The 14546-nt window shown below is 68.1% G+C and carries 18 protein-coding genes; 7 read left to right on the top strand and 11 right to left on the bottom strand.

The window, feature by feature from the left end; translation table 11 throughout:
• Nucleotides 1–21: 21 nt before the first annotated feature.
• The gene (locus BN118_RS01590; RefSeq protein ID WP_010930006.1) at nt 22–756 is read left to right on the top strand and encodes a GntR family transcriptional regulator; all 735 of its coding nucleotides are present in this window, start codon (nt 22–24) and stop codon (nt 754–756) included.
• Here BN118_RS01590 and BN118_RS01585 read toward each other — a convergent pair.
• From BN118_RS01585 to BN118_RS01565, 5 genes are all read right to left on the bottom strand, one after another.
• Nucleotides 753–1703, bottom strand: coding sequence for an IS481-like element IS481 family transposase (locus tag BN118_RS01585; RefSeq protein WP_005013747.1), 951 nt, complete (start codon nt 1701–1703; stop codon nt 753–755). The genes BN118_RS01590 and BN118_RS01585 overlap by 4 nt on opposite strands.
• Before the next feature lie 98 nt (nt 1704–1801).
• The gene (locus BN118_RS01580) at nt 1802–2956 is read right to left on the bottom strand and encodes a DUF1254 domain-containing protein (RefSeq protein ID WP_224019514.1); all 1155 of its coding nucleotides are present in this window, start codon (nt 2954–2956) and stop codon (nt 1802–1804) included.
• A gap of 15 nt (nt 2957–2971) precedes the next feature.
• Nucleotides 2972–3220, bottom strand: coding sequence for a hypothetical protein (locus BN118_RS20620; protein ID WP_019248386.1), 249 nt, complete (start codon nt 3218–3220; stop codon nt 2972–2974).
• Between the two features lie 149 nt (nt 3221–3369).
• On the bottom strand, nt 3370–4356 hold the full coding sequence (locus BN118_RS01570) for an MBL fold metallo-hydrolase (RefSeq protein ID WP_014905445.1): 987 nt from the start codon (nt 4354–4356) through the stop codon (nt 3370–3372).
• 41 nt (nt 4357–4397) lie between these two features.
• Entirely contained in the window at nt 4398–5312 is a 915-nt protein-coding gene (locus tag BN118_RS01565) for a LysR substrate-binding domain-containing protein (protein ID WP_014905444.1), read from the bottom strand.
• A gap of 128 nt (nt 5313–5440) precedes the next feature.
• On the opposite strand from BN118_RS01565, the gene BN118_RS01560 reads away from it, so the two are divergent.
• From BN118_RS01560 to BN118_RS20450, 5 genes are all read left to right on the top strand, one after another.
• The gene (locus BN118_RS01560) at nt 5441–5707 is read left to right on the top strand and encodes a DUF2917 domain-containing protein (protein ID WP_014905443.1); all 267 of its coding nucleotides are present in this window, start codon (nt 5441–5443) and stop codon (nt 5705–5707) included.
• The gene (locus BN118_RS01555; protein WP_003815398.1) at nt 5704–6333 is read left to right on the top strand and encodes a 2-hydroxychromene-2-carboxylate isomerase; all 630 of its coding nucleotides are present in this window, start codon (nt 5704–5706) and stop codon (nt 6331–6333) included. Before BN118_RS01560 ends, BN118_RS01555 begins: the two co-directional genes overlap by 4 nt.
• A gap of 36 nt (nt 6334–6369) precedes the next feature.
• Nucleotides 6370–7101, top strand: coding sequence for an SDR family oxidoreductase (locus BN118_RS01550; RefSeq protein WP_014905442.1), 732 nt, complete (start codon nt 6370–6372; stop codon nt 7099–7101).
• A 92-nt stretch (nt 7102–7193) separates the two neighbouring features.
• On the top strand, nt 7194–8183 hold the full coding sequence (locus tag BN118_RS01545) for an IS481-like element IS481 family transposase (protein WP_014905441.1): 990 nt from the start codon (nt 7194–7196) through the stop codon (nt 8181–8183).
• Entirely contained in the window at nt 8180–8338 is a 159-nt protein-coding gene (locus BN118_RS20450) for a hypothetical protein (protein WP_019247413.1), read from the top strand. Before BN118_RS01545 ends, BN118_RS20450 begins: the two co-directional genes overlap by 4 nt.
• A 20-nt stretch (nt 8339–8358) precedes the next feature.
• Here the strand turns inward: BN118_RS20450 and trpC are convergent, their stop codons facing one another.
• The 6 genes from trpC to rpe form a co-directional block, all read right to left on the bottom strand.
• Nucleotides 8359–9147 carry an indole-3-glycerol phosphate synthase TrpC gene (gene trpC, locus BN118_RS01540; RefSeq protein WP_010931375.1) on the bottom strand — a complete coding sequence of 263 codons (789 nt, stop codon included), beginning with the start codon at nt 9145–9147 and terminating at the stop codon, nt 8359–8361.
• On the bottom strand, nt 9144–10175 hold the full coding sequence (gene trpD, locus BN118_RS01535) for an anthranilate phosphoribosyltransferase (protein WP_003817833.1): 1032 nt from the start codon (nt 10173–10175) through the stop codon (nt 9144–9146). The genes trpC and trpD overlap by 4 nt, the downstream gene beginning before the upstream one ends.
• A gap of 18 nt (nt 10176–10193) precedes the next feature.
• A complete protein-coding gene (locus tag BN118_RS01530; protein ID WP_003815390.1) occupies nt 10194–10757 on the bottom strand; it encodes an aminodeoxychorismate/anthranilate synthase component II in 564 nt (187 codons plus the stop codon).
• A gap of 55 nt (nt 10758–10812) precedes the next feature.
• Nucleotides 10813–12333 carry an anthranilate synthase component I gene (trpE, locus tag BN118_RS01525; RefSeq protein ID WP_014905440.1) on the bottom strand — a complete coding sequence of 507 codons (1521 nt, stop codon included), beginning with the start codon at nt 12331–12333 and terminating at the stop codon, nt 10813–10815.
• Nucleotides 12334–12596: 263 nt separating this feature from the next.
• Nucleotides 12597–13301: a phosphoglycolate phosphatase gene (locus BN118_RS01520; RefSeq protein WP_010931377.1), complete on the bottom strand. Its 705-nt coding sequence runs from the start codon at nt 13299–13301 to the stop codon at nt 12597–12599.
• A gap of 7 nt (nt 13302–13308) precedes the next feature.
• Nucleotides 13309–14037, bottom strand: coding sequence for a ribulose-phosphate 3-epimerase (gene rpe, locus BN118_RS01515; protein ID WP_023852620.1), 729 nt, complete (start codon nt 14035–14037; stop codon nt 13309–13311).
• Between the two features lie 114 nt (nt 14038–14151).
• Here rpe and apaG point away from each other — a divergent pair, with 114 nt between their 5' ends.
• A complete protein-coding gene (apaG, locus tag BN118_RS01510; RefSeq protein ID WP_003815381.1) occupies nt 14152–14526 on the top strand; it encodes a Co2+/Mg2+ efflux protein ApaG in 375 nt (124 codons plus the stop codon).
• Nucleotides 14527–14546 lie beyond the last annotated feature (20 nt).

The following is a 14546-nucleotide window of genomic DNA, read 5'->3' as shown; positions in this document are numbered from 1 at the left end:
TATAGCGGGTTGCCGAGGAATATGGCAACATTGGCCAACCGCCCCCTTTTTGCGCCGATTCCACCTTCCATGAACATGCCGCTCGCGCCCATGGCGCGCGAAAACATTGCCGCCGTCATCTATCGCCAGCTCAAGCAGCTGCTGATGATGGGCGAGCTCAAGCCCGGCGAGATCCTCACGCTGCGCATGCTGACCGAACGCCTGGGCGTGAGCCAGACGCCGGTGCGCGAGGCCTTGCTGCAACTGGTGTCCGAGCGCGCGCTGGCCATGTCGCGCGGCAAGTCCGTCAGCGTGCCGGCGCCCACGCGCGAGAAGCTGCAGGAGCTGCGCGATATCCGCCTGACGCTGGAAGTGCTGGCTACCGAACGGGCCACGCCGCGCATTTCGGATGCCGAGATCAAGACGCTGGAGCGCCTGCACCGCGAAATGGTCCGCTACAAGAACAGCGAGCAGCGCGAGGGCGTGCTCAAGACCAACTACGAGTTCCACTTCACGCTGTACAACGCCTCCGGCATGCCGGACCTGGTGGCCATCATCGAGGGGCTGTGGGCGCAGACCGGCCCCTCGCTGACCTACCTGTACCAGAAGCCGTTTGCCCATCTGTACGACGCGCATCCGCATCTGCCGCTGATCGAGGCGCTGCGCCGGCACGATGTGGAGGCGGCTGTCGCGGCGATCCGCCGCGATGTGGCGGGCTACGGCGCCGCCCTGATGGAGCGCCTGCCCGCCGAAGCCGGCCAGCCGGCCGGCGGCTAGGTGTGAACTGTCAATAGGTTGTATTCGTCCAGGTTGAGTCTGGAGATGGGTACAGCGCGCCCGATGCCTTGGTGGGGTCGATGCCAGTTGTAGTGGTGTAGCCAGGATTTCATGGCATCGGCTCGGTGTTGGGAGTTCTGGTAGGTGTGAGCGTAAGCCCACTCACGCAAGGCCGACTGGATGAAGCGTTCGGCCTTGCCATTGGTCTGTGGGCGGTAAGGTCGGGTAAAGCGGTGCTTGATGCCCAGCTCATGGCACAGCGCGGCGAAGGCGCGGCTGCGAAAGGCCGAGCCATTGTCGGTGAGCAAGCGCTGGATGGTCACGCCCAGGCGCTGGTAGTAGGCCACTGCGTCCTTGAGGAACTGGACGGCGCTGGGGAAGCGCTCGTCGGGGTGGATGTCGGTGAAGGCCACGCGGGCGTGGTCATCGATGGCCACGAAGACGAAGTCCCAGCCGGCCCCCTCAACGGTATCGCGTCGGTTGCCCGTGACCCGGTGGCCAGGGCGCTGGATACGTCCCAGCTTCTTGATGTCGATGTGCAGCAGATCGCCGGGGGCCTGATGCTCGTAGCGCACCACCGGCTCGGCCGGCTCCAGGTCGGCCAGGTGCGACAGACCGGCGCGGGCCAGGACGCGGCTGACGGTGCTGGCTGACACGCCCAGCGCCTGGGCGATGCGCGCTTGGGTCAGCCGCTTGCGGCGCAGCTCCACGATAGCCAGCGCCTTGGCCGGCGCAATCGCTCGGGGCGAGACCGTCGGGCGCGAGGACGCATCGGCCAAGCCCGCCTGGCCCTGAGCCAGGAAGCGGCCCAGCCATTTGCGCACAGTCGGCGCGGTGACCCCATAGGCGCGGGCCGCTTCAGGCACACAAACTTGATGGGCGATCAATTGCTGGACCATTTCGAGTCGACGTAGGAAGGTCAATCGGGCATGCTTATGGGTGTTCATCCGGCCGGGCTCCTTGAGTGAACTGGGGGGGTGGCGATTTCCAGTTTCTCAAATCCGGTTCGGATGAACCATGCATACAACCTATTGAATCTTCACAGCTAGTCGTCCGCCGCCTCGACGCGGCGCGCCGCGGGCGGCACCCAGCGGCCGGCGAGCACGCTGGCTTGCGGCAGGTAGATGCGCAGGATCACGCCGGGCGCGCCTTCGCCGGTGGGCAGCCAGTTGGCCTGGTCATCGGGGCCAGGCGGATCGCGCTGCAGGTACAGCTCCAGCGATCCGTCCGGGTTGTAGCGCACCGGGTCGCGGTCGCCCAGCGCGTAGCGGTTGAAACCGTTGCCGACCGGGTAGCCCTGGGCGTCGTACGCGTTCAGCGACCACAGCGCGCCGGCGGGCGGCAACTGGTCGGCCTCGAAACGCAGCACGTAGCGCTGCCCGCCCTCGAGCGGGCGGCCGGCGGCGTCGGCCAGCAGCAGCATGGCGGTCACGTCCTCCGGCAGGCTGGCGCCCAGGCGGGCCTGCGCCGTCATGGCGCGGCGCAGGTAGGCGTTGCCGTAGACGCCGGCGCCGTCGGCATCGGCCTGCCAGCCATTGGCCAGCGATCCCGTCGCCGGCAGGCTGTCGCGCAACGCCTGGGGGCCGTTGCGCACGGCATGGCGCAGCGCCTGCTGGACGGTGGTGGGCAGTCGGGCGAAAGCCAGTTGCTGGCCGGGCGCGATCCCCAGGCGGCGCAGCCGCGCCAGCATGGGCTGGTCGGTGGCGTGCGGCGCATGCTTGCGCAGCAGTTCGGCGGCGTAGCCAAAGTAGTCTTCGGCGTTCATGCCTTCCACTTGCCGCTGCGCCGGCGTGAGCGCGTCGAGGTCCGGGTCGGAGCGCAGCCGCACCGACTGGGCCTGCTGGTTCCATTCGGCCAGCGGGGTCAGGATGAAACCGTCCTGCACGGCGTGCACGCCTGGGTACTCGGACGAGCCTCCGGTCTGCACGTACAGCCGGGCCTGGACCTGCGCGGTGGGGGCGTCGATGCGGTGCATGCCGCGCGGCAGGGCGCCCGTCCAGCCCGGCGGCACGATGGCGTGATTGCCGCGCGCCGTGCCGGTGGTGCGCTTGCCCAGCACCGCGAATATGTCGGTCCACATGTCCAGCACGGACAGTGTGTACAGGCGGCCATGGGTATCGGGCGTCGAGATCACCACGGGGCCGGTCGACAGGTCCAGCCAGGCCGACGAACGCAGCATGTCGAAGTTGGGCCGCGGCAGGCGGCGGAAGTCGGCCTACGGCAGGCGGCGCTCGTGCGCGAAGGTGTTGGCGGGGGCGTGGCCGGGGCCCTTGCCGCCGGTGTCCTGGCGCCGGCTCAGGTCCATCACGACCAGGGGGTAGAAGTACACGTAGGCATCGAGCGCGATGCGCTGCGCTTCATCGCTGGCCAGGACGGCGGCGGGCGCGGGCTGGCCGTGCGCCGGCGCGGTGGCCAGCAGGCTGGCGGCCACCAGCAGGGGGGCCAGGAATCGGTTGCGGCGCATGGGGCGCTCCACGAGGGCGGCGCGGCGCCGTACGGTGAGGGCGCGCCGCGCGGACGATGGACAAGGCGGCCATCGTAGCAGCGGCGCGCCGCGGCCCAAGCGCCGAACAGGCGAAGTTCCGGCCGCCTAATCCGCCGCTAGGGCAGGCCTCAGGGCCGCGGCGGCGTGCGCAGGGGACCGTACTCGGCCGGCACCCACGCATAACCCTGGCCATCCACGTTGACGTGGCCCAGGCCCGGAAACGGCATGTGCGCGCCGGCCACCCACAGGCGGTCGCGCGCCGCGTCGGCGAAGATCTTCTTGCGCGTGGTCACGGCCTGCGCGCCATCGACGTCGAACTCGATGGCGATTTCCGGACGGGCCAGCTGCACCGCATGGTTGTGCACGATATCGCTCCAGACCAGCAGGCTGTGCTGCGACGATTCGAACAGGTACGAGGTGTGGCCGGGCGTGTGGCCAGGGCTGGGCACGACCTGGATGCCGGCCGGCAGCGCGTCGCCGTTGGCGTAGGTCAGGAAGCGGCCTTCGACCTGGTAGGGCGCCACCGCATCGCGCGCCATCTTGAAGAAAGGCTGCGCATCGGCGGGGGCCTGCGCGGCGGCTGCCGCGCTCAGCCAGAAATCGGCTTCGGCGCGGGCCGCGTACACGTCGGCATTGGGAAACAGCTTGCCGCCCTGGGCGTCGAGCAGGCCGCAGGCATGGTCCGGATGCAGGTGGGTCAGCAGCACCAGGTCGACCTGGTCCGCGCGGTAGCCGGCCGCGCGCAGGTTGGCGTCCAGGCGTCCCAGCGTGGGCCCGAAGCAGGCGCCCGCGCCGGTGTCCACCAGCACCAGCTGCTTGCCGGTATGGACCAGATAGCCGTTGACGGCCGTCTGCATGCCGCTGGCGCGGTACGCGAACATGCTGGCCAGCAGCGTCTGGATATCCTGGGCGCTGGCGCCCTTGAGTATTTTGGGGTCCAGGTCGACATAGCCGTCGTACAGGGCGGTGACGACATAGTCGCCGACCTGCATGCGGTGGAAGCCGGGGGCCTGCTCGGTCAGCACCGGGGCGGTGGCGAGGGCGGGCTGTGCGCCGGCGGCGGTCAGCGCGGCGGCCAGGGCGAGGCGGCGGAGGAGGCGGACCGGGGTCGACATGGAAATCTCCGGAGAAAGTAGGGCGCGGGCGCCGGGGGGGGTCAGGATAGCGCGGATACGGGCAGGTCGCGCGCCGTCTGGCCGGCCTGCTCCCGCAGCCAGTGCGCCACGGTCCCGACATCGGACGAAGGGCGCCGCGCATTGACGACCAGCCAATAGCCCAGCTGGGACGCGCTGGCCTGCTGGGCGCCCAGCGGCACCAGCCTGCCGTCGGCCAGCATGGGCGCGATCAGCGCCAGCCGGCCCAGCGCGACGCCGTGGCCGGCCAGCGCGGCCTGCACGATCTGGTCGTACTGGTTGAAGCGCAGCATGCCCTTGGGACGCGCCCGCCCCAGGCCCTGCGCGCCCAGCCAATCGGCCCATTGCAGCCATGGCCGGGTGGGATCGTCGAACTCCAGCAGCACCTGGCCGGCCAGCGCCGCGGCATCCAGGCGGGCCACGCCCAGCGCGGGATGGGCAACCGGAACGACGGTCTCGCCGAACATCCAGGCCGCGCCTTCGGGCGCGGCGTCGCGCGGACAGTAGCGGATGGCGATATCGACCTGCTCGCGGTCCAGGTCCAGCACGCGGTTGTCGGCCGCCACCCGCACGTCGATGCTGGGGTGCGCCTCCTGGAACCGGCCCAGCCGCGGCAACAGCCACAGCGACGCCACGCCGATGGTGGACGTCACCGTGACGGGCGTGCGCCATTGCGCGGCCAGCTCGCCCAGTTCGATCAGCCAGCGGTCGGCCATGCGGAACAGCTGCGCGCCTTCGGCGGTGAACGAGACCGAGCGGAACCCGCGCGACAGCAGCGCCACGCCCAGGTGCGCCTCGAGGGCGCGGATTTGGCGGCTGACGGCCGATTGGGTGAGGTGCAGGTCCTGCGCGGCCAGGGTGATGCTCATGCGTCGGCCGACCGCCACGAAGCCGCGCACCAGGTCCAGCGGGGGAAGTTTCGCCAAGGGTAATGACATGACTGTAGCTCATGCGAAAACCGCGTAGAAGTCGCTTGAACAATATACCGCGATGGGCGTCCAATAGCATGACGACGGCTGTGTATCCTGTTTTTTCCAGGCACGCCCGTAGCGATGGCGTATCGGACATGGTTTGCCCCAGCATCGAACTCTCTTGCACCGAAGGAATGTCATTTGCGCTGGGCGCCGGCTCGACTATGCTGTTGAGGCGCGCCGCCGGCCTGCGCATTGCCTGCCTGTCGGGCACGGTGTGGCTGTCGGAGTACCGTTGCGCGCAGGACAGCATCCTGGCGCCGGGCGCTTCGGTGGTGGTACAGAGCGATCACGACGTCGTACTCAGCGGCCTGCCGTACGGGCAGGTCGCGCTAATTCCTTCCACGGAGTCAGACCGATGAATGCCCCGCCGCCCAACGCATCCCCCGTCGAGATGTGGTTCGACTTCGCCAGCCCCTACAGCTACCTGGCCATGGCCAGGGTAGGCGGGCTGGCGCGCGAGGCGGGCGTGCGCCTGGCGCTACGGCCTTTCCTGCTGGGGCCCATCTTCCAGGCGCAGGGATGGAACGATTCGCCGTTCCGGCTGTTTCCGGGCAAGGGCGCGTACATGATGCGCGATATCGCCCGCCTGGCCGACAAGTACGGCGTGCCGTACAGCCGCCCGGCGGTATTTCCGCGCATGGGTGTGCTGCCGGCGCGCGTCGCGCTGCTGGGCCAGGGCCAGCATTGGGGCGTCGATTTCTGCCTGAATGTGTTTCGCGCCAATTTCGCCGAGGATCGCGAGATCCAGTCCGAGGACGTGGTGCGCGATCTGCTGCGGGCCCAGGACCTGGACGCCGATGCGCTGATCGCGCAGGCGCGCCAGGAGTCCACCAAGGAGGCGTTGCGCAAGCAGGTCGATCGGGCCCGCGCGCTGGGCATTTTCGGCGCGCCGACCTTCATGGTCGATGGCGAGATGTTCTGGGGCAACGACCGGCTCGAAGACGCATTGGCCTGGGCCGCCCGCCCGCAGCCGGCCGGCGCCTGATCCCATCCGCTTTTCCTGCCGACGGAGAACCCTCGCATGATCGACCACTTGTCTCCCAACAAAGTCATGATCGTCACGGGCGCGGCGCGCGGCATCGGCGCCGCCGTGGCGCTGCTGGCGGCGCGCCGCGGCTACGCCGTCTGCGTCAACTACCGGTCGCGCGGCGACGCCGCCGAGCAGGTGGTGCAGGCCATCCGCGACGAAGGCGGACGAGCCCTGGCCGTGGCCGCCGACGTGGCCGACGAGGCCCAGGTCGTGCGGATGTTCGAAACCGTCGACCGCGAGCTGGGCCGGGTCGACGCGCTGGTCAACAATGCCGGCGTCCTCGAGGCGCAGATGCGCGTCGAGGAGATGGACGCGGCCCGCATCACCCGCATACTCGCCACCAACGTGGTGGGCGCCTTCGTCTGCTGCCGCGAAGCCGTGCGCCGCATGGCGCCGCGCCATGGCGGGCGCGGCGGCGCCATCGTCAACGTGTCTTCGGTGGCCGCGCGGCTGGGTTCGCCAGGCGAGTATGTCGATTACGCCGCCTCCAAGGGCGCGCTGGATACGCTGACCATCGGCCTGTCGCGCGAGGTGGCCGCCGACGAGATCCGCGTCAACGCGGTGCGTCCGGGCACCATCTACACCGATATGCACGCCAGCGGCGGCGAGCCGGGGCGCGTCGACCGGCTCAAGGGCGGCATTCCGTTGCGGCGCGGCGGCACCGTGCAGGAAGTAGCCGGCGCGGTGATGTGGTTTTTTTCCGATGAGGCCGGCTACATGTGAAGATTCAATAGGTTGTATGCATGGTTCATCCGAACCGGATTTGAGAAACTGGAAATCGCCGATCCCCCAGTTCACTCAAGGAGCCCGGCCGGATGAACACCCATAAGCATGCCCGATTGACCTTCCTACGTCGACTCGAAATGGTCCAGCAATTGATCGCCCATCAAGTTTGTGTGCCTGAAGCGGCCCGCGCCTATGGGGTCACCGCGCCGACTGTGCGCAAATGGCTGGGCCGCTTCCTGGCTCAGGGCCAGGCGGGCTTGGCCGATGCGTCCTCGCGCCCGACGGTCTCGCCCCGAGCGATTGCGCCGGCCAAGGCGCTGGCTATCGTGGAGCTGCGCCGCAAGCGGCTGACCCAAGCGCGCATCGCCCAGGCGCTGGGCGTGTCAGCCAGCACCGTCAGCCGCGTCCTGGCCCGCGCCGGTCTGTCGCACCTGGCCGACCTGGAGCCGGCCGAGCCGGTGGTGCGCTACGAGCATCAGGCCCCCGGCGATCTGCTGCACATCGACATCAAGAAGCTGGGACGTATCCAGCGCCCTGGCCACCGGGTCACGGGCAACCGACGCGATACCGTTGAGGGGGCCGGCTGGGACTTCGTCTTCGTGGCCATCGATGACCACGCCCGCGTGGCCTTCACCGACATCCACCCCGACGAGCGCTTCCCCAGCGCCGTCCAGTTCCTCAAGGACGCAGTGGCCTACTACCAGCGCCTGGGCGTGACCATCCAGCGCTTGCTCACCGACAATGGCTCGGCCTTTCGCAGCCGCGCCTTCGCCGCGCTGTGCCATGAGCTGGGCATCAAGCACCGCTTTACCCGACCTTACCGCCCACAGACCAATGGCAAGGCCGAACGCTTCATCCAGTCGGCCTTGCGTGAGTGGGCTTACGCTCACACCTACCAGAACTCCCAACACCGAGCCGATGCCATGAAATCCTGGCTACACCACTACAACTGGCATCGACCCCACCAAGGCATCGGGCGCGCTGTACCCATCTCCAGACTCAACCTGGACGAATACAACCTATTGACAGTTCACAGCTACACGACCGGGTCGTTCATCGAGGTTTCAGGCGGCAAATGAAAAACAGCAGCAGCGCCCAGCGCGGCACGCCCATGCCGGGCGGCCGTTCGCAAGTGCAGTTTCGCGCCACGCGCATCCGGCGCGTCGCGTTTCACTGGCATCGCAAGGAAGAAGCGGGCGGCGCGCCGGCGCCGGCGCGCGGCAGCGGCCGCTGAGGCCGGGTTGGCGCGGCGGCTCAGGCCACCAGCCGCGCCAGTTCGACGCCCGGGTCGTTGGCGCGCATGAAGGCCTCGCCGACGAGGAAGGCCTGTACGTCGTGCTCGCGCATCAGCCTGACATCCTCGGGCTTGAGGATGCCGCTTTCGGTGACCACGCGCTTGCCGGCCGGAATCATCGGCAGCAGGTCCAGCGTCGTCTGCAGCGTGGTCTCGAAGGTGCGCAGGTTGCGGTTGTTGATGCCGATGAGCGGGGTGCGCAGCGCCAGCGCGGCGTCCAGTTCCTTGGCGTCGTGTACTTCCACCAGCACGTCCATGCCCAGGTCGATGGCCAGGGTTTCCAGGTCGCGCAACTGCGCCGGCGCCAGCGTCGCGACGATGAGCAGGACGCAGTCCGCGCCCATGGCGCGCGCCGAAATGATCTGGTAGGGATCGATGATGAAGTCCTTGCGCAGCACGGGCAGCGAGCAGGCCGCGCGCGCACGGCGCAGGTTGTCGTGCGAGCCCTGGAAGAACTGCACGTCGGTCAGCACCGACAGGCAGGCCGCGCCATGCATGGCATAGGACGCCGCGATCTCGGCCGGGTCGAAGTTTTCGCGCAGCACGCCCTTGGAAGGCGAGGCTTTCTTGATTTCCGCGATGACGCCCGCCTTGCCCTGGCTGATCTTGTCCTCGATGGCCTGGGCGAAGCCGCGTACATCCTGGCGCGCCTGGGCTTCGCGCAGCAATTCGGCCTCGCTGCGCATCTGCCGTGCGGTAGCCACTTCCTCGGCCTTGACGGCGAGGATTTTCGCAAGAATATCGTTCATTTCTGGAATTTCCGGGTATATGCGCAGAATTCTTCCAGCTTGGCACGGGCCGAGCCGTTAGAAATCGTTTCAAATGCCAGGGCCAACGCTTCGGGGATGGAATCCGCCTTGTTGCCGGCGTAGATGGCCAGGCCCGCATTCAGGGCCACGATGTCGCGGGCCACGCCATCGACATTATCCAACGCTTCGATGACAAGTGCGCGAGACTCCTCGCGATTGGACACCTTGATGCCGCGGTTGGACATCATGGATAGCCCGTAATCCTCTGGATGGATCTCATACTCGCGTACGACCCCATCTTTGAGTTCGCCCACCATGGTCGCCGCGCCGAGCGAGGCTTCGTCCATGCCGTCCTTGCCGTGCACCACCAGCACGTGGCGCGAGCCCAGGCGCTCCAGCACGCGCACCTGGATGCCCACCAGGTCCGGGTGGAACACGCCCATCAGCTGGTTGGCGGCGCCGGCGGGGTTGGTCAGCGGCCCCAGGATGTTGAAGATGGTGCGCACCCCCAACTCCTTGCGCACCGCGGCAACGTTCTTCATGGCCCCATGGTGGGCCGGCGCGAACATGAAGCCGATGCCGGTGGCGGCCACGCACTCGGCCACTTCCTCGGGCGTGAGCTGCAGGTTCGCGCCCAGGGCTTCCAGCACGTCGGCGCTGCCCGACGACGAGGATGCGCTGCGGTTGCCATGCTTGGCGATCGGCACGCCGGCCGCGGCGGCCACGAACATGGCGGTGGTGGAGATGTTGAAGGTATGGCTGCCGTCGCCGCCCGTGCCGCACATGTCCAGCAGGTCCTGCGGGTTGGGCGTGACGACGGGGGTGGCGAATTCGCGCATCACTTGCGCGGCGGCGGTGATCTCGCCCACGGTTTCCTTCTTGACGCGCAGTCCCATCAGCAGCGCGCTGGCGATCTGCGGCGACAGCTCGCCGCGCATCAGCAGGCGCATTAGATGCAGCATTTCGTCGTGGAAGATCTCGCGGTGTTCGATGCAGCGGGTCAGTGCTTCGGTGGCGGCAATGGTCATGGCGATGCTCCTAGGGGTTCAGCGGGTCAGGAAGTTGCGCATCAGCGCATGGCCGTGCTCGCTCAGCACGGACTCGGGATGGAACTGTACTCCGTACAGCGGCAGGGTCTTGTGGCGCACGCCCATGATGTCGCCGTCGGGCGCGGTCGCGGTCACTTCCAGGCAGTCCGGCAGGGTGGCCGGGTCTATGGTCAGCGAGTTGTAGCGGATGACGGTGCAGGGCGAGGGCAGTCCGGTGAAGATGTCCGTGCCCGTATGCGTGATGGCGATGGTCTTGCCGTGCATGATCTGCTGCGCCCGCACGATGTCGCCGCCATAGGCCGCGCCGATGGCCTGGTGGCCCAGGCACACGCCCAGGATGGGCAGCTTGCCGGCGAAGGCCTGGATCACCGGCACCGAGATGCCCGCCTCGGCCGGCGAGCAGGGGCCGGGCGAGACGCAGATGCGGTCCGGCCGCATCGCGGCGATTTCGTCCAGCGTGATCTGGTCGTTGCGCGCCACGCGCACTTCTTCGCCCAGCTCGCCGAAATATTGCACCAGGTTGTAGGTGAAGGAATCGTAGTTGTCGATCATCAATAGCATGTTCGGTTCTCCGGCCGGGCGCGCGGCCCGGCGTAGGTCTGCGCAATGGGGGGGCTCAGATGGGTTCGTCCAGGCCGTGCTGGACCTGCTCGGCCGCGCGCAGCACGGCGCGCGCCTTGGCCTCGGTCTCGGCCCATTCGGCTTCGGGGCTGGAGTCGGCCACGATGCCCGCGGCCGCCTGCACGTACAGCGTGCCGTTCTTGATCACCCCGGTGCGGATCGCGATGGCCACGTCCATCTCGCCGCCGTAGCTCAGGTAGCCGGCGGCGCCGCCGTAGATGCCGCGGCGCACCGGCTCGAGTTCGTCGATGATTTCCATGGCCCGTACCTTGGGGGCGCCGGTCAGCGTGCCGGCCGGGAAGGCGGCGCGCAGCACGTCCATGCTGCTCATGCCGGGCAGCAGCTTGCCCGCCACGTTGGAGACCAGGTGCATGACATGCGAGTAGCGCTCGATGACCATGGTGTCGCTGACGCGCACCGAGCCGATTTCCGCCACCCGGCCCACGTCGTTGCGCGCCAGGTCGATCAGCATCACGTGTTCGGCGCGCTCCTTGGGGTCGGCCTGCAGTTCGGCGGCCAGCGCCAGGTCTTCTTCGGGCGTGCCGCCGCGCTTGCGGGTGCCGGCCAGCGGCCGGATGGTGATCTGCGAGCGGGTTTCGCCCTGGTCGTCGATCTGCTCCTGGCGCACCAGGATTTCCGGCGAGGCGCCGACCACCTGGAAATCGCCGAAGTTCCAGAAATACATATAGGGCGAGGGGTTCAGCGAACGCAGCGCGCGGTACAGCGACAGCGGCGCGTCGCGAAACGGCTTGGCGATGACCTGGCCGACCTGCACCTGCATGACGTCGCCGGCGGCGATGTATTCCTTGGCGCGCGCCACCGCGGCCAGGTAGTCGGCCTTCTGGAAGTCGCGCCGCTCTTCGGTCTGCATGCTGGCGTAGCTGTACGGGATCTCGACCGGGCGGCGCAGCCGCGCGCGCAACTCCAGCAGGCGCTGCTGGGCGCGGCTGTAGGCTTCGGGCTGGGCCGGGTCGGCATACACCATCAGGTAGGTGCGGCCGGCCAGGTTGTCGACGATGACCAGTTCGTCGACGTGCAGCAGCATGATGTCGGGCGTGCCTTCTTCCATGCCGTCGGGAAACGGCTTGACCGCCGGGCCCAGGCGCTGTTCGATGTGGCGCACGGTGTCGTAGCCGAAGTACCCGGCCAGGCCGCCGCAAAAGCGCGGCATGCCGGGGCGCAGCGCCACCTTGAAGCGGGCCTGGTACGACTCGATGAACGCCAGCGGGTCGCCTTCGTGGGTTTCGGCGACGTGGCCGTCCTGCAGCACTTCGGTGGTCGAGCCGCTGGCGCGGATGACGGTGCGCGCCGGCAGGCCGATGAACGAGTAGCGGCCAAAGCGCTCGCCGCCCACCACCGACTCCATCAGGCAGCTCATGCGGCCGCCTTGCGGGCCGCTGTGGGCCAGCTTGAGGTAGATCGCCAGCGGCGTGTCGAGGTCGGCGTAGGTTTCCGCGACCAGGGGAATGCGGTTGTAGCCTTGGGCGGCCAGCGCTTTGAATTCAAGTTCAGTCATGTCGGGTCTCGTACGGCGTTTTTCTGGTACGGACCGGGCATGCAGCAAAAAGCCCGGTCCAGTTACGGGTTCCGGGCTTGGCGCTGCACTTCACAGCTCCGGCTCTAGGCGACAGATACGTCCAGGGCCGGGAAGGGAATCATCGCCACCCGGAAGACAAACGCCACCAACGCCACGAGGCGTTGCGCATTTGGTTCGAGGGGCGAGCGTTCATGTAGCTGGCAGTGTCTGGTTGGGTGACGACGGGCGTACCGGGCGGGCTTTCAGGCCGCGGTGGTGCGCTGCGGCTTGGCGTTGCGCTGGGAAATCCAGTGGGCCGCATCGACAAGCGTGTCAACTATACCATCGACATCCAGGGAACGCACGTCCATTCCTTCGTTGTAGCCATAAGGCACCGCCAGCACCGCGGTGCCGGCCCTGCGGCCGGCCAGGGCGTCGTTGACCGAATCGCCGATGGTGACCGCCTGGGCCGGCGCGACACCGAGCCGGTCGCAGGCATGCAGCACCTGGTCGGGATCGGGCTTGCGCCGCGCGCAGGTGTCGCCGCACACCACCAGGCGGAAAAACCCCGCCAGGCCGGTGCGCTCGAGCAGCGGCAGGGTGAACTCGGTCGGTTTGTTGGTGACCACCGCCAGCGGCAGGCCCTGTTCGCGCATCGCCGCCAGGCCGGCCTTCACCCCGTCGAACACGGTGGCGTGCGCGCCATTGACCGCGTGGTAGTGCTTGAAGAACGACAGGCGTCCGCGTGCGAACAGCGCTTCGTCGGGCGCTGCGCCATCCAGGCTGCCGGCCAGGGCGCGGCGCACCAGATTGTCCACGCCCTTGCCGACGAACGTCGCGACCAGCGCTTCGGGCAACTGGGCCATGCCCAGGTCGCGGCGTATGGCATTGGCGGCGATGGCCAGGTCGGGCACCGAATCGAGCAGGGTGCCGTCGAGGTCGAGCAGTACGGCGTTGATGGTATGCATGGCGGCCTCACACGGCGATGGTTTCGCCGCGCGCGATCTCGGCGCGCAGCTGGCCGATGACCTGGGCGTAGTCGGGCTTGCCGAAAATGGCCGAGCCCGCCACGAAGGTGTCGGCGCCGGCGGCGCGGATCTCGGCGATGTTGTCGACCTTGACCCCGCCGTCCACCTCCAGCAGGATGGGCTGGCCGCCGGCCGCGCGCCAGCGGTCGATGCGGGCGCGCGCATCGCGCAGCTTGGCCAGCGTGGCCGGGATGAACGCCTGCCCGCCGAAGCCGGGGTTCACCGACATCAGCAGCACCACGTCCAGCTTGTCCATCACATAGTCCATGTAGTGCAGCGGCGTGGCCGGGTTGAACACCAGGCCGGCCTTGCAGCCGTGGTCGCGGATCAGCGCCAGCGTGCGGTCGACGTGGCGCGAGGCTTCCGGATGGAAAGTGATGACGTTGGCGCCGGCCTTGGCGAATTGCGGCACGATTTCGTCGACCGGCTCGACCATCAGGTGCACGTCGATCGGCACCTGCACATGGGGACGGATCGCGGCACAGACCATCGGTCCGATGGTCAGGTTGGGCACGTAATGGTTGTCCATCACGTCGAAGTGAATCCAGTCGGCGCCCGCGGCGACGACGTTGCGCACCTCTTCGCCCAGGCGGGCGAAGTCGGCGGATAGAATGCTGGGGGCGATGCGGGTGGAGGCCGGCTGGGTGGACATGGTGTTCGCGATTTCCGGGGGCATAATGTGCAATTATTGCAGCTTGGCGCGGCGAACCGGTTTTTTCGGCGCCGGCCAGCCGCGTCAACCTCGTGCGCGCCTGCGGGCGCCTTCCATGTGTCGAACCGGGAAAGGCCTGTGAAACCCTATGATCTGACCGTATCCGTGACCCCGCGTTATGTGCCGGAGCAGTCCGATCCCAGTCAGCAGCAATACGTGTTTGCCTACACGGTGCGCATCACCAATACCGGTTCGCACCCGGCCCAGGTCATCAGTCGCCACTGGATCATCACCGACGGCGAGGAGCGCGTGCAGGAAGTGCGCGGCCTTGGCGTGGTGGGCCAGCAACCGCTGCTGGCGCCGGGCGAAACCTTCGAATACACCAGCGGCTGTCCGCTTCCGACTCCCATCGGCACGATGCGGGGCACCTACCATTGCGTGGGCGAAAACGGCATTCCGTTCGAGGTGCCGATTGCGGAGTTCCTGCTGGCCATGCCGCGTACACTGCACTGAGCCGGGCTCCTCCCGGCACG

Source organism: Bordetella pertussis 18323 (assembly GCF_000306945.1).
Taxonomy (GTDB): Bacteria; Pseudomonadota; Gammaproteobacteria; order Burkholderiales; family Burkholderiaceae_B; genus Bordetella; species Bordetella pertussis.
The sequence above is the reverse complement of the archived record's forward strand: the minus strand, read 5'-3'. Positions and strand labels throughout refer to the sequence as shown.

Excerpts from the sequence above, each read along its gene's own strand:
- BN118_RS01590 (WP_010930006.1), top strand. The coding sequence starts at position 22 with ATGGCAACATTGGCCAACCGCCCCCTTTTTGCGCCGATTCCACCTTCC.
- BN118_RS01585 (WP_005013747.1), bottom strand. The coding sequence starts at position 1,703 with ATGAACACCCATAAGCATGCCCGATTGACCTTCCTACGTCGACTCGAA.
- BN118_RS20620 (WP_019248386.1), bottom strand. The coding sequence starts at position 3,220 with ATGCGCCGCAACCGATTCCTGGCCCCCCTGCTGGTGGCCGCCAGCCTG.
- BN118_RS01570 (WP_014905445.1), bottom strand. The coding sequence starts at position 4,356 with ATGTCGACCCCGGTCCGCCTCCTCCGCCGCCTCGCCCTGGCCGCCGCG.
- BN118_RS01565 (WP_014905444.1), bottom strand. The coding sequence starts at position 5,312 with ATGTCATTACCCTTGGCGAAACTTCCCCCGCTGGACCTGGTGCGCGGC.
- BN118_RS01560 (WP_014905443.1), top strand. The coding sequence starts at position 5,441 with ATGGTTTGCCCCAGCATCGAACTCTCTTGCACCGAAGGAATGTCATTT.
- BN118_RS01555 (WP_003815398.1), top strand. The coding sequence starts at position 5,704 with ATGAATGCCCCGCCGCCCAACGCATCCCCCGTCGAGATGTGGTTCGAC.
- BN118_RS01550 (WP_014905442.1), top strand. The coding sequence starts at position 6,370 with ATGATCGACCACTTGTCTCCCAACAAAGTCATGATCGTCACGGGCGCG.
- BN118_RS01545 (WP_014905441.1), top strand. The coding sequence starts at position 7,194 with ATGAACACCCATAAGCATGCCCGATTGACCTTCCTACGTCGACTCGAA.
- BN118_RS20450 (WP_019247413.1), top strand. The coding sequence starts at position 8,180 with ATGAAAAACAGCAGCAGCGCCCAGCGCGGCACGCCCATGCCGGGCGGC.
- trpC (WP_010931375.1), bottom strand. The coding sequence starts at position 9,147 with ATGAACGATATTCTTGCGAAAATCCTCGCCGTCAAGGCCGAGGAAGTG.
- trpD (WP_003817833.1), bottom strand. The coding sequence starts at position 10,175 with ATGACCATTGCCGCCACCGAAGCACTGACCCGCTGCATCGAACACCGC.
- BN118_RS01530 (WP_003815390.1), bottom strand. The coding sequence starts at position 10,757 with ATGCTATTGATGATCGACAACTACGATTCCTTCACCTACAACCTGGTG.
- trpE (WP_014905440.1), bottom strand. The coding sequence starts at position 12,333 with ATGACTGAACTTGAATTCAAAGCGCTGGCCGCCCAAGGCTACAACCGC.
- BN118_RS01520 (WP_010931377.1), bottom strand. The coding sequence starts at position 13,301 with ATGCATACCATCAACGCCGTACTGCTCGACCTCGACGGCACCCTGCTC.
- rpe (WP_023852620.1), bottom strand. The coding sequence starts at position 14,037 with ATGCCCCCGGAAATCGCGAACACCATGTCCACCCAGCCGGCCTCCACC.